This window comes from Deefgea piscis, from assembly GCF_013284055.1.
Lineage (GTDB): Bacteria > Pseudomonadota > Gammaproteobacteria > Burkholderiales > Chitinibacteraceae > Deefgea > Deefgea piscis.
In genome coordinates this window covers 751995-766688 of sequence record NZ_CP054143.1, presented here as the reverse complement: position 1 = coordinate 766688, position 14694 = coordinate 751995, and the positions used below count along the sequence as shown (strand labels likewise).

Below are 14694 nucleotides of genomic sequence, written 5' to 3'. Positions count from 1 at the left end.
TGAGTAATGAGTACTAAGCCAAGTATGTAAATTCAGCTAGATTAAACGAAAGAGTTTGATCCTGGCTCAGATTGAACGCTGGCGGCATGCTTTACACATGCAAGTCGAACGGTAACAGGGTGCTTGCACCGCTGACGAGTGGCGAACGGGTGAGTAATACATCGGAATGTACCCAGTAATGGGGGATAACGCTTCGAAAGGAGTGCTAATACCGCATACGCCCTGAGGGGGAAAGTGGGGGACCGCAAGGCCTCACGTTATTGGAGCAGCCGATGGCTGATTAGCTAGTTGGTAGGGTAAAGGCCTACCAAGGCAACGATCAGTAGCGGGTCTTAGAGGACGATCCGCCACACTGGAACTGAGACACGGTCCAGACTCCTACGGGAGGCAGCAGTGGGGAATCTTGGACAATGGGCGAAAGCCTGATCCAGCAATGCCGCGTGCGTGAAGAAGGCCTTCGGGTTGTAAAGCGCTTTTGTCGGGGAGGAAATCCTAGTGGTTAATAACTGCTGGGGATGACAGTACCCGAAGAATAAGGACCGGCTAACTACGTGCCAGCAGCCGCGGTAATACGTAGGGTCCAAGCGTTAATCGGAATTACTGGGCGTAAAGCGTCCGCAGGTGGCTTGATAAGATAGACGTGAAATCCCTGGGCTCAACCTAGGAATTGCGTTTATGACTGTCTCGCTAGAGTATGGGAGAGGGGGGTGGAATTCCACGTGTAGCAGTGAAATGCGTAGAGATGTGGAGGAACACCGATGGCGAAGGCAACCCCCTGGCCTAATACTGACACTCATGGACGAAAGCGTGGGGAGCAAACAGGATTAGATACCCTGGTAGTCCACGCCCTAAACGATGTCTACTAGTTGTTGGGCTTTTCGGAGCTTAGTAACGCAGCTAACGCGTGAAGTAGACCGCCTGGGGAGTACGGTCGCAAGACTAAAACTCAAAGGAATTGACGGGGGCCCGCACAAGCGGTGGATGATGTGGATTAATTCGATGCAACGCGAAAAACCTTACCTGGTCTTGACATGTACGGAATCCTTTAGAGATAGAGGAGTGCCTTCGGGAACCGTAACACAGGTGCTGCATGGCTGTCGTCAGCTCGTGTCGTGAGATGTTGGGTTAAGTCCCGCAACGAGCGCAACCCTTGCCATTAGTTGCTAACATTAAGTTGAGCACTTTAATGGGACTGCCGGTGACAAACCGGAGGAAGGTGGGGATGACGTCAAGTCCTCATGGCCCTTATGACCAGGGCTTCACACGTCATACAATGGTCGGTACAGAGGGTCGCCAACCCGCGAGGGGGAGCTAATCTCACAAAACCGATCGTAGTCCGGATTGCACTCTGCAACTCGAGTGCATGAAGTCGGAATCGCTAGTAATCGCGGATCAGCATGTCGCGGTGAATACGTTCCCGGGCCTTGTACACACCGCCCGTCACACCATGGGAGTGGGTTTTACCAGAAGTAGCTAGGATAACCTTCGGGAGTCCGGTTACCACGGTAGGATTCATGACTGGGGTGAAGTCGTAACAAGGTAGCCGTAGGGGAACCTGCGGCTGGATCACCTCCTTTCAAGAGAAAGATTGGTAGATTAAGTACTCACACTCATCGGCTGTAGATTTGAAAGAAACGATATGGGTCAGTAGCTCAGTTGGTTAGAGCACCGTGTTGATAACGCGGGGGTCATAGGTTCGATTCCTATCTGACCCACCAGTATCACGGGGGTTTAGCTCATCTGGTAGAGCACCTGCTTTGCAAGCAGGGGGTGAACGGTTCGAGTCCGTTAACCTCCACCATTATCTGCTGTAGAAAATAGAATTCTATGTATTGCACGTTGTTATGTGCAGTGTATTTTATTCTGGTTTCTAAAATTAGAATGATTAGTCATTTAATGATTAATTAAATATCGCTCTTTAACAAAATAGAAGAAGTAATTAATTCCAATAAACATTGTAATGGAATTAGATTTGAGAATAACTGCTTGCAGTTGTTGTTGAGTTTAGTTTCAAAGTAAAAATATTGGGTTGATTGTATCTGTTCAGTTGTGCTGGTCTCATGCCAGTGTAACTGAACCGCAAGTGAAATGAGAACTCACTTGCAAGTCGCAAATACGATTTCAGTAATCTGAGATACGTTTTACGTGTTTGAGGTTATAGGATCAAGCGAATAAGTGCATCTGGTGGATGCCTTGGCGATGATAGGCGACGAAGGACGTGATAGCCTGCGATAAGCGTGGGGGAGCTGGCAAAGTGCTTTGATCCCACGATTTCCGAATGGGGAAACCCGGCCCTTTTGGGTCATCCTAGACTGAATACATAGGTCTAGCGAAGCGAACCCGGTGAACTGAAACATCTAAGTAACCGGAGGAAAAGAAATCAACCGAGATTCCCAAAGTAGTGGCGAGCGAAATGGGAAGAGCCTGTACGTGATAGCAGTAGACTTAATAGAATGGAATGGAAAGTCCAACCATAGTGGGTGATAGTCCCGTATATGAAAAGTCAATTGTGGTACTAAGCGTACGAGAAGTAGGGCGGGACACGAGAAATCCTGTTTGAAGATGGGGGGACCATCCTCCAAGGCTAAATACTCATCATCGACCGATAGTGAACCAGTACCGTGAGGGAAAGGCGAAAAGAACCCCGGGAGGGGAGTGAAATAGAACCTGAAACCGGATGCATACAAACAGTGGGAGCCCTTGAAAAATGGGGTGACTGCGTACCTTTTGTATAATGGGTCAGCGACTTACGTTCAGTAGCGAGCTTAACCGAATAGGGGAGGCGTAGGGAAACCGAGTCCGAATAGGGCGCATAGTTGCTGGGCGTAGACCCGAAACCAAGTGATCTATCCATGGCCAGGATGAAGGTGCGGTAACACGCACTGGAGGTCCGAACCCACTAACGTTGCAAAGTTAGGGGATGAGCTGTGGATAGGGGTGAAAGGCTAAACAAACTTGGAAATAGCTGGTTCTCCTCGAAAACTATTTAGGTAGTGCCTCATGTATCACTGACGGGGGTAAAGCACTGTTATGGCTAGGGGGTCATCGCGACTTACCAAACCATGGCAAACTCTGAATACCGTCAAGTGCGAGCATGGGAGACAGACCTGGGGTGCTAACGTCCTGGGTCAAGAGGGAAACAACCCAGACCGCCGTCTAAGGTCCCAAATGATCAATTAAGTGGAAAACGAGGTGGGAAGGCACAGACAGCCAGGATGTTGGCTTAGAAGCAGCCATCATTTAAAGAAAGCGTAATAGCTCACTGGTCGAGTCGTCCTGCGCGGAAGATGTAACGGGGCTCAAATTGATAACCGAAGACGCGGATATGACCATTTATGGCATATGGTAGAGGAGCGTTCTGTAAGCCTGTGAAGGTGTCTTGAGAAGGATGCTGGAGGTATCAGAAGTGCGAATGCTGACATGAGTAGCGATAAAGGGAGTGAAAAGCTCCCTCACCGAAAACCCAAGGTTTCCTGCGCAACGTTCATCGGCGCAGGGTGAGTCGGCCCCTAAGGCGAGGCAGAAATGCGTAGTCGATGGGAAACAGGTTAATATTCCTGTACTTGATATAAGTGCGATGTGGGGACGGAGAAGGTTAGGTTAGCCAACTGTTGGAATAGTTGGTTTAAGTGTGTAGGCGGGTGTCTTAGGCAAATCCGGGACGCTGTTAACGCTGAGGCATGATGACGATTCACTTAGGTGATGAAGTAACTGATACCCTGCTTCCAAGAAAAGCCACTAAGCTTCAGCTTATATTGAACCGTACCGCAAACCGACACAGGTGGGTAGGAAGAGTATTCTAAGGTGCTTGAGAGAACTCGGGAGAAGGAACTCGGCAAATTAACACCGTAACTTCGGGAGAAGGTGTGCCTTATAGGTGAAGAACCTTGCGTTTGGAGCTATATAAGGCCGCAGAGAAATGGGGGCTGCGACTGTTTATCAAAAACACAGCACTCTGCCAACACGAAAGTGGATGTATAGGGTGTGACGCCTGCCCGGTGCTGGAAGGTTAATTGATGGGGTGCAAGCTCTTGATCGAAGCCCCAGTAAACGGCGGCCGTAACTATAACGGTCCTAAGGTAGCGAAATTCCTTGTCGGGTAAGTTCCGACCCGCACGAATGGCGTAACGATGGCCCTACTGTCTCCTCCCGAGACTCAGCGAAGTTGAAGTGTTTGTGAAGATGCAATCTCCCCGCTGCTAGACGGAAAGACCCCGTGAACCTTTACTGTAGCTTTGCATTGGACTTTGAAGTGGTTTGTGTAGGATAGGTGGGAGGCTTTGAAGCAGAGACGCTAGTTTCTGTGGAGCCGTCCTTGAAATACCACCCTGACCCCTTTGAGGTTCTAACCTTGGTCCGTTATCCGGATCGGGGACCGTGCATGGTAGGCAGTTTGACTGGGGCGGTCTCCTCCCAAATTGTAACGGAGGAGCTCGAAGGTCGCCTAGGTACGGTCGGACATCGTACTGATAGTGTAATGGCAAAAGGCGGCTTAACTGCGAGACCGACAAGTCGAGCAGGTGCGAAAGCAGGACATAGTGATCCGGTGGTTCTGTATGGAAGGGCCATCGCTCAACGGATAAAAGGTACTCCGGGGATAACAGGCTGATTCCGCCCAAGAGTTCACATCGACGGCGGAGTTTGGCACCTCGATGTCGGCTCATCACATCCTGGGGCTGTAGCCGGTCCCAAGGGTATGGCTGTTCGCCATTTAAAGTGGTACGTGAGCTGGGTTCAAAACGTCGTGAGACAGTTTGGTCCCTATCTGCAGTGGGCGTTGGAAATTTGAGAGGGGCTGCTCCTAGTACGAGAGGACCGGAGTGGACTGACCTCTGGTGTACCGGTTGTCACGCCAGTGGCATTGCCGGGTAGCTAAGTCGGGAAGAGATAAGCGCTGAAAGCATCTAAGCGCGAAACTTGCCTCAAGATGAGATTTCCCTAGGGTTTTAAATCCTCTAAAGAGTCGTTCGAGACCAGGACGTTGATAGGTTGGGTGTGGAAGCGCAGTAATGCGTTAAGCTAACCAATACTAATTGCTCGTGAGGCTTGATCCTATAACCTGAAGCGCGTAGTGCGACGATGGATATAATTGACCCAAAGTAGGACGGTGTGAAAGCGCTGAACTACAAAAAATACTTAAATGGTGTTGATTGGTGTGTAGTATAATTACTTCTTCTATTGATTTTACGAGTTAGCGTTGTAGGTTGCGGTCTGAAAAGATAGCGGCTGAATGCGATAACTCTCGTGTAGCTCGAAAGAGTTGCACCAGACAGTTTAATGTCTGGCGACCATAGCGAGGTGGTCCCACTCCTTCCCATCCCGAACAGGACAGTGAAACACCTCAGCGCCGATGATAGTGCGGATTGCCCGTGTGAAAGTAGGTCATTGCCAGACTTCCCTATAGAGAAGCCCGATTCGAAAGAGTCGGGCTTTTTGCTATGCGTCGTTTCTGGGTTTGTGGTGAATTGAAGATAAGATACCTATGCGTGGTATTTGATCAAAATCCTTTCCAGTTAATAGTCAAATGGATATACCCATTAGTGCTGGAATTTGTTTATTGTCTTGTATGGTTTGTGCGACAATTCAGGGATTCTTTTTGTATTTGGTTGATTCATGACGAGCGCAAGCGTTGCACGAGGTCGGTTTATTTCGGTAGAGGGCATTGATGGTGCAGGGAAAAGCACGCATTTAGCGTGGCTAGCTGCTTGGTTGCTTAAGAAAGGCATCGCATTACAGCAATCAAGAGAGCCCGGTGGGACAAGTTTAGGTGAAAAGCTAAGAGCGCTGCTACTGAATGAGTCGATGTCTTTAGAAACCGAGGCTTTGTTGATGTTTGCCTCGCGAGCTCAGCATTTAACTGAGGTGATTGAACCGGCATTAGCGCGCGGTGAATGGGTTTTATGTGATCGTTTTTCGGATGCGACATTTGCCTATCAATGTGGTGGTCGTGGACTTGATCAAACGAAGTTTGCGCAACTTGAAACGTGGGTGCAAGCGCGTGAAGCAGGTTTGATTGAACCTGATTTGACGTTGATTTTTGATGTGCCACTTGAAGTGAGTCAAGCGCGAATGGCCAATGGCCGAGTGTTAGATCGATTTGAGCGTGAGCAACACGATTTTCATGCGCGTGTTCGTGCTGCCTATCTTGAGCGAGCCCAGCAAAATCCTCAGCGGATTCGTGTCATTGATGCCAATCGACCATTAGAAGTAATTCAGGCCGAATTGGCGGAAATTTTTGCTGATTATGAATAAAACACCGACTTTATACCCATGGTTACAGACTGCATGGCAAGAGTTGCTACGCGAGCGAGATCGCTGGCCTCATGCTTTATTGCTGACGGGTGAACCCGGTATTGGTAAGCGTGCTTTTGCAGTTTATCTCGCGCAATTTCTTCTTTGCGAAGACACCCAGAAATCAACGCAGCCTTGTGGTGTTTGCGATGGCTGCCGTTGGTTTTTAGCTGGTAATCATCCGGACTATCGCGTGTTGCAGCCGGAGGACGCTGAAGAAGAGCGCCCAGATGAGACTGAAAGCAAAAAAGCCAAGAAAAAATCAGAAGTTATTCGAGTGGAAGATGTGCGGGCTTTGGCTGACTTCGTCAATCTCTCGGCACATCGACGCAGTGTGCGGGTGACATTAGTCGTGCCGGCCGACACGATGAATGTGGCTGCCGCTAATGCATTTTTAAAAACACTCGAAGAGCCACCAGCTGGCGCAATCTTTATTTTGGTAGCCGATCACTGGCGCCGCTTATTGCCAACGATACGTAGCCGTTGCCGTGTATTTCCTTTGGCGCTACCTGATTCATCGGTGGCGATGCAATGGTTGAATGCCCATGGCGTGGTGAATCCGGCATTGCACTTGGCGCATACCGGCGGTGCGCCATTGGCGGCAATGGATGATGCCGCAGCAGAATGGCTCGCCGTGCGGCAGAACTTTCTAACGCAGATTGCAGAACCGGCGACTTTAGATGTATTAAAACTCTGTACCGAATTAGATAAAGCCAAACTAGATACCGATTTAGTGATTACATGGCTACAGAAGTGGATTTACGATCTGATTAGTTTGGGCTTGGCGGGGAAAATTCGTTATTATCCAGATTGGCAAGATGCATTAACGCGTCTTGCTCCACGAGCGCCACAGTTGATGCAATACGTGAATCAACTCACTGATGCGCAAAAATTATCTCGTCATCCGCTCAATCAGCGACTGGTTTTTGAAAACCTGTTGTTTGCCTATGTGGATGCCTTACGTGGGCCGTCTCGCCAAGGAAAAATATGAGCGAAGATCCAGTACGCGCAGCCGCCTCTCGTCCTGGCGTGCTGTCGTTAAATATTAAAGAAAAAGCTGCTTTATATGCGTCATATATGCCGTTTATTAAAGGCGGTGGGATCTTTATCCCCACCAATAAGCTGTACAACTTAGGCGATGAAGTTTTTATGTTGTTGGCGCTGTTGGATGATCCGGCGCGGATTGCCGTTTCGGGCAACGTGGTTTGGGTGACACCGCCTGGCGCGCATAATAATCATCAGCAAGGGATTGGCGTTCAATTTTCCAGTAATGAAGCGGGCAATTTGGCGCGAGTAAAAATTGAAAATTTACTCGGCGGTTATCTGCAATCAGGGCGGACAACGCACACGATGTAACTGTTTCGGTTATGATTCAAGCCGTGCCTTCTGGTGCGGCTTTTTTATTGAATGAAGAAAAATGATGAAGTTTGTTGATTCGCACTGCCATATTAATTTTGCTGATTTAGCGGCCAATATGCCGCAATTATTAGCCAATATGCAAGATTACGATGTGAGCCATGCGCTCTGTGTCGCAGTTAATTTACCTGAGCTGCCATCGGTACTGGCACTGGCGCAGCAGCATGACAATATTTTTGCCTCAGTGGGTGTGCACCCTGATTACGAAGACACGCCCGAGCCAACGGTCGCGCAATTGGTTGAGCTGGCGCAATCGCCCAAAGTGGTCGCCATTGGCGAAACCGGCTTGGATTATTTCCGGCTAACGGGGGATTTAGAGTGGCAGCGTGAGCGTTTTCGCACGCATATTCGCGCGGCGCGTGAAACGGGCTTGCCACTGATTATTCATACTCGTGCCTCATCAGAGGACACCATTCGGATTTTGCGCGAAGAAAACGCGCAAGACGTTGGCGGTGTCATGCATTGCTTTACCGAAAGCTGGGAAGTGGCGCAACAAGCAATGGATTTAGGTTTTTATATTTCACTCTCAGGCATTGTGACGTTTAAAAAAGCTGAAGATTTAAAACAATTGGCTCGGCTAATGCCGCTTGATCGCCTACTCATCGAAACCGATTCGCCCTATCTTGCACCAATGCCGCATCGCGGCAAACAAAATCAACCGGCGTGGGTACGCCATGTTGCCGAGCATATTGCTGAATTAAAAGGCATTCCACTGAGCGACGTGGCCGAGGCGACCACGCAAAATTTCTTTAATCTGTTTGCTCGTGCGCGCCAACCACAATGACCAGCCTTGCCGTAGAAACCATTTTATTGGGTGTGGGCTCAAGTGGCGGCTCACCCGCTTTGGGTTGCCGCTGCCCAACGTGTGTATCGACCGACCCAAAAAACACCCGCAGCCGCGCCTCAGCGGTGATTCGTGCGGGTGGGCAAACTTTTTTGATCGACACCGGGCCAGACCTACGCAGCCAAGCACTGCGCGAACAGATTTTGCACGTGGATGCGGTGCTGTATACCCATCCGCATGCCGACCATTTGAATGGCATCGACGATTTACGCGCTTTTTGCTGGTTACAAAAAGCCGCCTTGCCGGTGTACGGCAATCGTTTAATGCTCGGCCATATCCGAGAGCGCTTTCCGTATACGCTGTTTAAACCCAATGAATTTTGGGATAAACCGGTGCTCACCATTCATGAAGTCGATGCTGAGCCATTTCAAGTTGGCGCGGTGACGGTGCAGCCAATACCGCTGATTCACGGCAAATGGCCGATTTTAGGCTGGCGCATTGGCAATGTTGCTTACCTCACCGATGTTTCAGAAATTCCGCCTGAGAGTGAAGCATTGCTGCACAATTTAGACTTATTGTTTTTGGATTGTTTGCGTCATAAAGCGCATCCAACGCATTTATCGGTAGAACAAGCGTTGCAAATTGCCGCTCATATTGCCGCCAAACGCACGGTGTTGATTCATATGACGCATGAATTAGAGTATCACGCTTTAACTGCAACTTTACCCGCTGGTATTGAAGTAGGGTATGACGGTCAACGCATCACCATTTAAACCTTAGCGAGCAATACCCATGGATATCAATGTATTAGGCCAAGCACTCAAACCTTGCAGCATGGCCCCTTTAACTGGGTTTTTCCGTGATGGTTGTTGCCGAACTGATCAAACCGACGTGGGCGAACATATTGTTTGCGTGGTGATCAGTACCCCGTTTTTAAGGTTTTCCCAACTGCGCGGCAACGATTTATCCACGCCACGGCCAGAATACGGCTTTGCTGGGCTCAAGCCCGGTGATCAATGGTGTCTTTGCGCGACGCGCTGGCTCGAAGCACTCAAAGCCGGCGCCGCCCCAAAAATCGTCCTCGCCGCCACGCATGAAAACATTCTCGATTTGATTTCATTAGAAACGTTGGTGGAATATGGCATTGATCGGCCGGTGTTTAAGGATTAGCGCTTAAACATAATTTGAATGCGGATATGGCGCTTTAAGACATAAAGGAGCAGGTCGATGACGTATCCAACGCGTAGCTGGCACCCAAAAAAGCTACTGAATACCAAATGGACCGCCGTTGTGCCGCAACAGCGCGAGAAACATTTTCTCGTCGTCAAAGTTGAACTCGATCCGTTGGACGCGCAAAAAGTCGTGCAGGTCACGCTAGAAGCTGTGCTGAGTAAACGGCATTTCACTTTGCATTGGAGCGTGCTGTCGGATGAAACGCAGTGGCGAGTCGGCTGGCTGTAACGCTGCGTTTAGGCTGAAAAAGCGAAAATGAAATCGGCATGATTGAGCGCGTAAGATAGGTGGAGTCTCGGTTTGTGGGCGATACCCAGCAAGCGCAATTTGATGGGTATCACTGCGTTTAACCCATCCTCCGTGATGTGTATATTTTCCGGCTTCTCGTGATCAATTAGCTTTTTAAACTTGCCACTTCCGCCGCACTCAATTCCCGCCATTCGCCTTTTGCCAATTCACCCAGCAGCAAGCCACCGATCGCCACACGCATCAGGCGTAGTGTGTTGATTTGATTGGCTTCAAGTAGGCGGCGGATGTGGCGGTTTTTGCCTTCGTCGAGCACGACTTCCAGCCATGCATTTTTTTCGCCGCTGCGTAACAAGGTCACGCGCTTGGCTTTGAGTGGCGTGCCGTCATCCATGATTACACCCGCTTGCATGGCGGCGATCAGCGCCGGAGTGGCAAGGCTATCAATTTGCACGTGGTAGATTTTGTCCAAATGGCTGGCCGGATCCGTGAGGCGCGCCGCCCATTGAGTATCGTTGGTGAACAGCAGCAAGCCTTCGCTGGCTTTATCCAGTCGCCCAACCGGGCCGATGTGCGGCAGCGTCGCGCCAGTGAAGCAGCTAAACACCGTATCGCGGTTTTTCTCATCTTGCGCGCTGGTAATCAAGCCGCGCGGCTTATTAAGCATTAAATAGACTTTCTTTTCAGCGGCAACACTTTGGCCGTTAACGCTGAGTTGATCGCGCTCGAGATCGACGCGGCGATTGATTTCCACACACACCTTGCCATTCACGCTCACCGCGCCTTGTAATACCAAGGCTTCGGCTTCGCTACGCGAACAAAATCCGAGCTTAGATAAAGCCCTTGCTAGACTGGCTACTTGGGTATTGCCTTGCGGCGCTTTATTTTTAAAGCCTGCAGATAAATACGTCTTAGCTTTGGTTTTTGGTTTAGCGGGGGTCATGGCATCGAGTGATAAGGCAATAGGCTATTTTAACTGGACTCAGCTTGAATAGGGGGTTTGTATGGCGGTTAGCTCGGGGTTCAAGTCGATTGCAATCCCGAGGTGAAATTGGGTTTTGGTGTAGAGCTTTAGCATTTAAAGCGGCGATTTATACGCATTTTTGCCGTAATTCGTGGTCTTTTTGGTGCTTTGCTGAATATTTGTCCCTGCAATGGGATCGTAGCGCTAAAATAAAATGCTGATTGGTTCTGGACGGGCTTAGCCCGCATTATGGAAAATTTCTTTTTAAGCCTCATCGCTTTGGCGTTGGTGCTGCTCAATGGTTTTTTTGTTGCCGCCGAATTTGGCTTGGTTAAATTGCGTGCTACTCGCGCTAAGGGGTTAGCCAAAATCTATGGCTGGCGCGGGCGAATTCTCGCCAAAGTGCATAGTCAACTGGACGCTTATTTATCGGCTTGCCAGCTCGGGATCACCTTAGCATCGCTCGGTTTAGGTTGGATTGGTGAACCGGCATTCTCTCGCTTACTTGAGCCCCTCTTTATGGTACTGGGCGTTGAATCGGCGGCCTTGATTCATAGCGTCTCCTTCTTTTTTGCCTTCACTTTAATTTCATTTTTACATATCGTCGTTGGCGAATTAGCGCCTAAATCATTGGCCATCCGCCGCCCTGAAGTCGTGGCGCTATGGACTTCGGTGCCCTTGTATTTCTTTTATTGGCTAATGTATCCAGCGATTTGGTTGCTCAATCACAGCGCCAATAGTTTGTTACGCCAATTGGGTTTGGATGGGCATTCTGGTCATGAAAGTCATTATTCTGCCGATGAGTTAAAAATGATTTTGCGCGGTAACGGCGATGGCAATAGCCGCGAAGAATGGAATGTCGTTGAGCAGTCTTTGGATTTTGGCCGACTGAAAGTCGCCGATTTGATGCGGCCGTTTCATGAGGCAGCGGTGCTGCATAGCAATGTCTCGCTGGCCGAAAATTTACAAGTCATTGCCACGCAACGCTTTAGCCGCTATCCCTTTGTGAATGAAGACGGCGAAGTGTTGGGGATTATTCATTTAAAAAACCTATTTCTGGCCGAATTACGCCACGCCGACGTGTCTGATTTAAGCGATTACGTGCGCCCAGTGGAACAAGTCACGCCAGAAACGCCGGTGCTAGAGTTATTTCGCCGCTTTCGTGAAGGCGCGCCGCATTTTGCTATCGTCACCTACGCCGACGAAGCGCAGCCGATGGGCTTTGTCACGCTGGATAATTTGATGGCCGCGCTGGTCGGCGAAATCCGTGATGAATTTCGGCAATCGCGCAATGATTGGTTAGAGCAAGACGATGGCGCGCTGTTGGGCAAAGGGAGCTTATCGCTGTATTCGCTGGGCCGAATGCTGGGTAAAGACATCGATCACCCGGAAGCGGAAACTGTCGGTGGTTTGATTCAATGGAAACTTGGCAATCTACCGGTCGAAGGTGAACGCATCGAATTTGATGGCTTTACCATCGTCGTCAAAAAAATGAACGGCCCACGGATTGTGTTGGTGAAAGTGATGCCAGCGGCCAAGTCTGAAGGTAGTGTGGGCGATGATTAATGGGTATTTATCTGTAGCCTTTGTTGATCAATAGCTGCAGCTGAATACATTAAGCAGGGCGGGTTAGCCGAAGGCGTAACCCGCCGATATCGTTGAAAATCAAATGTGGATCACTATTAGCCATAAAAGCCGTTCTTTAATTTACAAGACTTGATATGACGATACTGTATAGATATTTTCCGCTTGACCAAAATAGTGATGAGCATTTTGATAGACTTATTTCAGTGCTTGATGGGCGAATATTTTTTTCATCTCCGCATTTCTTTAATGATCCATTTGAAATGACCCCGATATTTCGTATTCCTTCTGATGCTGAATATGAAAAAATTTTTAGCAAAAATATAGATCTAACAGAAAGGTTATCAAAATCTCAAAGAAATAAAATAGCTGGAAGTATTAATTTAAAATTAATGTCGAGCAAGAATAGAACTGTAGATGAAGATTGGGTGAAAGAGCTTGGCGTGCTTTGTTTGTCTGAAGACCATAAAAATATTCTTATGTGGTCACATTATGGCAAAAACCATACAGGTATTTGTTTGGGGTTTGATAGCGAATATCCACCATTTTCAAAATCTCAATTAATTATTTATAACGAAGCTCGGCCTCAGGTTCCAGTAATGCCATCAGAGTTTGACGATGAGGAATTGATAAAAGCTACACTTTTAACAAAATCACCTCACTGGGCATATGAAAAGGAATGGCGCTGTATTAAAAGACCTATTCGTGAATCAGAAAAAAACTTTTATAAAGCTGAAATAAAGTCAAACCCAAACAAAATTAATGAAATTGCTGAATTGTTGGTTTCGGAGGGCGGCTCCGGAATGTATGAATTCAATGCGAATGCTATTCGAAGAGTTGTATTTGGTGTGAGAACAAATGAGCATATAAAGCAACGCGTTATTGCAGAGATTGCTAAAAGAAATTTGTCACCTAAGCTTAGTTCACTAATTATAGATAATCGACGATTTACACTTAATGAGGTTAGAATAAAAGATAAAGCTTTAATTAAATTAGCGTGTAAGGTAGTCAGCGAGTAGGGGCTGCTTTGATTCGCAGAGAGTAAAAGGGAGTTGCTTTATCGCGATTACATTGTGCAACTTTCAACTCCCCAACATTCCCCGTTTACTTAGCGTGTTCTACCACCACGCACTGATACACCCCACCAAAAATCGTCCGTTTTTTCCACGTGTATTGCTCGGCATGACTGGCGTAGTGCTGAATTTCATTTTCCCATAAGGCATTGGCAAACGGCTCGAGCAGGTGATTAACGAGCTTGAGGATGTAGCGAATCGGTTGCCATTTTTTGGGATTGTGATAATCGACAAAAATGGCTTTGCCGCCAACCGGTAATTTAGCCAGCATATGATTGACGATTTCGTATTTTTTGTCGTCGGGCACTTCGTGCAATAAGAAAAAGCTGCAAATTAATTGATAGTCGCCACCGATGCCAGCAAAGCCCGCCGCATCGCTGCGAATGACTTTGGCCCAATCCATGTCTTTTAATTTTTTGCTGCCGTGTTCAATTTGGATGGGGGTGATATCGGTTAAATGAAATGCGCCTGCGGGGCCAACGCGTTGGGCGGCGCGGCGGACTAAATCACCATAAACATGGGCTAATTGCCAAACGCGCATGCCGGGTTGGATTTCGTCCAGATAGCATTTCATCAGTCGCTGATCGTTTAAAAACAGCAAAATACGCACCACAATATTGCGATCTAGTGCTTTCACCCATTTCGGGTCAACATAGGCCCAATCATAAACTTCGGTCATGTATTCAGGCACGCCGTCGTAATAGGGATCGGTAATCAGTTTCGGATGATTTTGGGTCATGGCGGCAATTCCTTAGGCGACGGATCTCTAGATCAACGCTATCTAGACTAAGTCAAAAGAGGTAGATGGAATTTGCTTTAAACCAAATTCATTATGAATAAGCGATAAGAAAAATTGGTTTTGCGGTTGGTAATACTGGCGTTTTATTTTTATTTATTCGCGGGTGGTTTGGATTGATTTATAGGGTATTTAAATCTAAGCGTTGAATTTGCTGGGCTTTATTGAAATACTCTTATGGGATGTTTTGATTTGTGGCGCTGTTTTTTCTTGTCAGGGTTTATGCTAGGTGTGAAAAATACCTATTACGCTAAAATGCTGCAGCTGAAATTGGCGAATTCCCGTAGATTGTCGCCCTAGTTGAATG

At 48.1% G+C, this 14694-nt stretch carries 11 protein-coding genes, 2 tRNA genes and 3 rRNA genes; 14 read left to right on the top strand and 2 right to left on the bottom strand.

Annotated elements, in window-relative coordinates; translation table 11 throughout:
* Positions 1-43: 43 nt before the first annotated feature.
* The 12 genes from HQN60_RS03655 to HQN60_RS03600 all read left to right on the top strand — a co-directional run bounded on the left by HQN60_RS03655 (position 44) and on the right by HQN60_RS03600 (position 9952).
* A 16S ribosomal RNA gene (locus tag HQN60_RS03655) occupies positions 44-1577 on the top strand.
* A gap of 64 nt (positions 1578-1641) precedes the next feature.
* Positions 1642-1718: transfer RNA gene (locus HQN60_RS03650), tRNA-Ile, on the top strand.
* 7 nt (positions 1719-1725) lie between these two features.
* Positions 1726-1801: transfer RNA gene (locus tag HQN60_RS03645), tRNA-Ala, on the top strand.
* 360 nt (positions 1802-2161) lie between these two features.
* Positions 2162-5054 (top strand): 23S ribosomal RNA (locus HQN60_RS03640).
* Between the two features lie 226 nt (positions 5055-5280).
* Positions 5281-5394: ribosomal RNA gene (gene rrf / locus HQN60_RS03635) — 5S ribosomal RNA — on the top strand.
* The 16S, 23S and 5S rRNA genes sit together here with 2 tRNA genes alongside, the layout of an rRNA operon.
* A gap of 219 nt (positions 5395-5613) precedes the next feature.
* Complete coding sequence (gene tmk, locus HQN60_RS03630; RefSeq protein WP_173532397.1) at positions 5614-6252, top strand: dTMP kinase; 639 nt, start codon at positions 5614-5616, stop codon at positions 6250-6252.
* Positions 6245-7282 carry a DNA polymerase III subunit delta' gene (gene holB / locus HQN60_RS03625; protein ID WP_173534583.1) on the top strand — a complete coding sequence of 346 codons (1038 nt, stop codon included), beginning with the start codon at positions 6245-6247 and terminating at the stop codon, positions 7280-7282. Before tmk ends, holB begins: the two co-directional genes overlap by 8 nt.
* Positions 7279-7647, top strand: coding sequence for a PilZ domain-containing protein (locus HQN60_RS03620; protein WP_173532396.1), 369 nt, complete (start codon positions 7279-7281; stop codon positions 7645-7647). The genes holB and HQN60_RS03620 overlap by 4 nt, the downstream gene beginning before the upstream one ends.
* Positions 7648-7711: 64 nt before the next feature.
* The gene (locus HQN60_RS03615) at positions 7712-8491 is read left to right on the top strand and encodes a TatD family hydrolase (protein ID WP_173534582.1); all 780 of its coding nucleotides are present in this window, start codon (positions 7712-7714) and stop codon (positions 8489-8491) included.
* On the top strand, positions 8488-9264 hold the full coding sequence (locus HQN60_RS03610) for an MBL fold metallo-hydrolase (protein ID WP_173532395.1): 777 nt from the start codon (positions 8488-8490) through the stop codon (positions 9262-9264). The genes HQN60_RS03615 and HQN60_RS03610 overlap by 4 nt, the downstream gene beginning before the upstream one ends.
* A gap of 19 nt (positions 9265-9283) precedes the next feature.
* Positions 9284-9661, top strand: coding sequence for a DUF2237 family protein (locus HQN60_RS03605; RefSeq protein WP_173532394.1), 378 nt, complete (start codon positions 9284-9286; stop codon positions 9659-9661).
* A 57-nt stretch (positions 9662-9718) separates the two neighbouring features.
* Positions 9719-9952: a TIGR02450 family Trp-rich protein gene (locus HQN60_RS03600; RefSeq protein ID WP_173532393.1), complete on the top strand. Its 234-nt coding sequence runs from the start codon at positions 9719-9721 to the stop codon at positions 9950-9952.
* A 166-nt stretch (positions 9953-10118) separates the two neighbouring features.
* Here the strand turns inward: HQN60_RS03600 and HQN60_RS03595 are convergent, their stop codons facing one another.
* Complete coding sequence (locus HQN60_RS03595; RefSeq protein ID WP_173532392.1) at positions 10119-10913, bottom strand: pseudouridine synthase; 795 nt, start codon at positions 10911-10913, stop codon at positions 10119-10121.
* 270 nt (positions 10914-11183) lie between these two features.
* Here HQN60_RS03595 and HQN60_RS03590 point away from each other — a divergent pair, with 270 nt between their 5' ends.
* The gene (locus HQN60_RS03590; protein WP_173532391.1) at positions 11184-12500 is read left to right on the top strand and encodes a hemolysin family protein; all 1317 of its coding nucleotides are present in this window, start codon (positions 11184-11186) and stop codon (positions 12498-12500) included.
* A gap of 155 nt (positions 12501-12655) precedes the next feature.
* Positions 12656-13537, top strand: coding sequence for a DUF2971 domain-containing protein (locus HQN60_RS03585; RefSeq protein ID WP_173532390.1), 882 nt, complete (start codon positions 12656-12658; stop codon positions 13535-13537).
* Positions 13538-13622: 85 nt separating this feature from the next.
* Here the strand turns inward: HQN60_RS03585 and rquA are convergent, their stop codons facing one another.
* Positions 13623-14330, bottom strand: a complete 708-nt coding sequence (rquA, locus tag HQN60_RS03580; protein WP_173532389.1) for a rhodoquinone biosynthesis methyltransferase RquA — start codon at positions 14328-14330, stop codon at positions 13623-13625.
* Positions 14331-14694: the final 364 nt, after the last annotated feature.

Coding starts and splice junctions, on each gene's coding strand:
- HQN60_RS03585 (WP_173532390.1), top strand. CDS start 12,656: ATGACGATACTGTATAGATATTTTCCGCTTGACCAAAATAGTGATGAG.
- HQN60_RS03610 (WP_173532395.1), top strand. CDS start 8,488: ATGACCAGCCTTGCCGTAGAAACCATTTTATTGGGTGTGGGCTCAAGT.
- HQN60_RS03595 (WP_173532392.1), bottom strand. CDS start 10,913: ATGACCCCCGCTAAACCAAAAACCAAAGCTAAGACGTATTTATCTGCA.
- HQN60_RS03600 (WP_173532393.1), top strand. CDS start 9,719: ATGACGTATCCAACGCGTAGCTGGCACCCAAAAAAGCTACTGAATACC.
- tmk (WP_173532397.1), top strand. CDS start 5,614: ATGACGAGCGCAAGCGTTGCACGAGGTCGGTTTATTTCGGTAGAGGGC.
- HQN60_RS03620 (WP_173532396.1), top strand. CDS start 7,279: ATGAGCGAAGATCCAGTACGCGCAGCCGCCTCTCGTCCTGGCGTGCTG.
- HQN60_RS03605 (WP_173532394.1), top strand. CDS start 9,284: ATGGATATCAATGTATTAGGCCAAGCACTCAAACCTTGCAGCATGGCC.
- holB (WP_173534583.1), top strand. CDS start 6,245: ATGAATAAAACACCGACTTTATACCCATGGTTACAGACTGCATGGCAA.
- rquA (WP_173532389.1), bottom strand. CDS start 14,330: ATGACCCAAAATCATCCGAAACTGATTACCGATCCCTATTACGACGGC.
- HQN60_RS03615 (WP_173534582.1), top strand. CDS start 7,712: ATGAAGTTTGTTGATTCGCACTGCCATATTAATTTTGCTGATTTAGCG.
- HQN60_RS03590 (WP_173532391.1), top strand. CDS start 11,184: ATGGAAAATTTCTTTTTAAGCCTCATCGCTTTGGCGTTGGTGCTGCTC.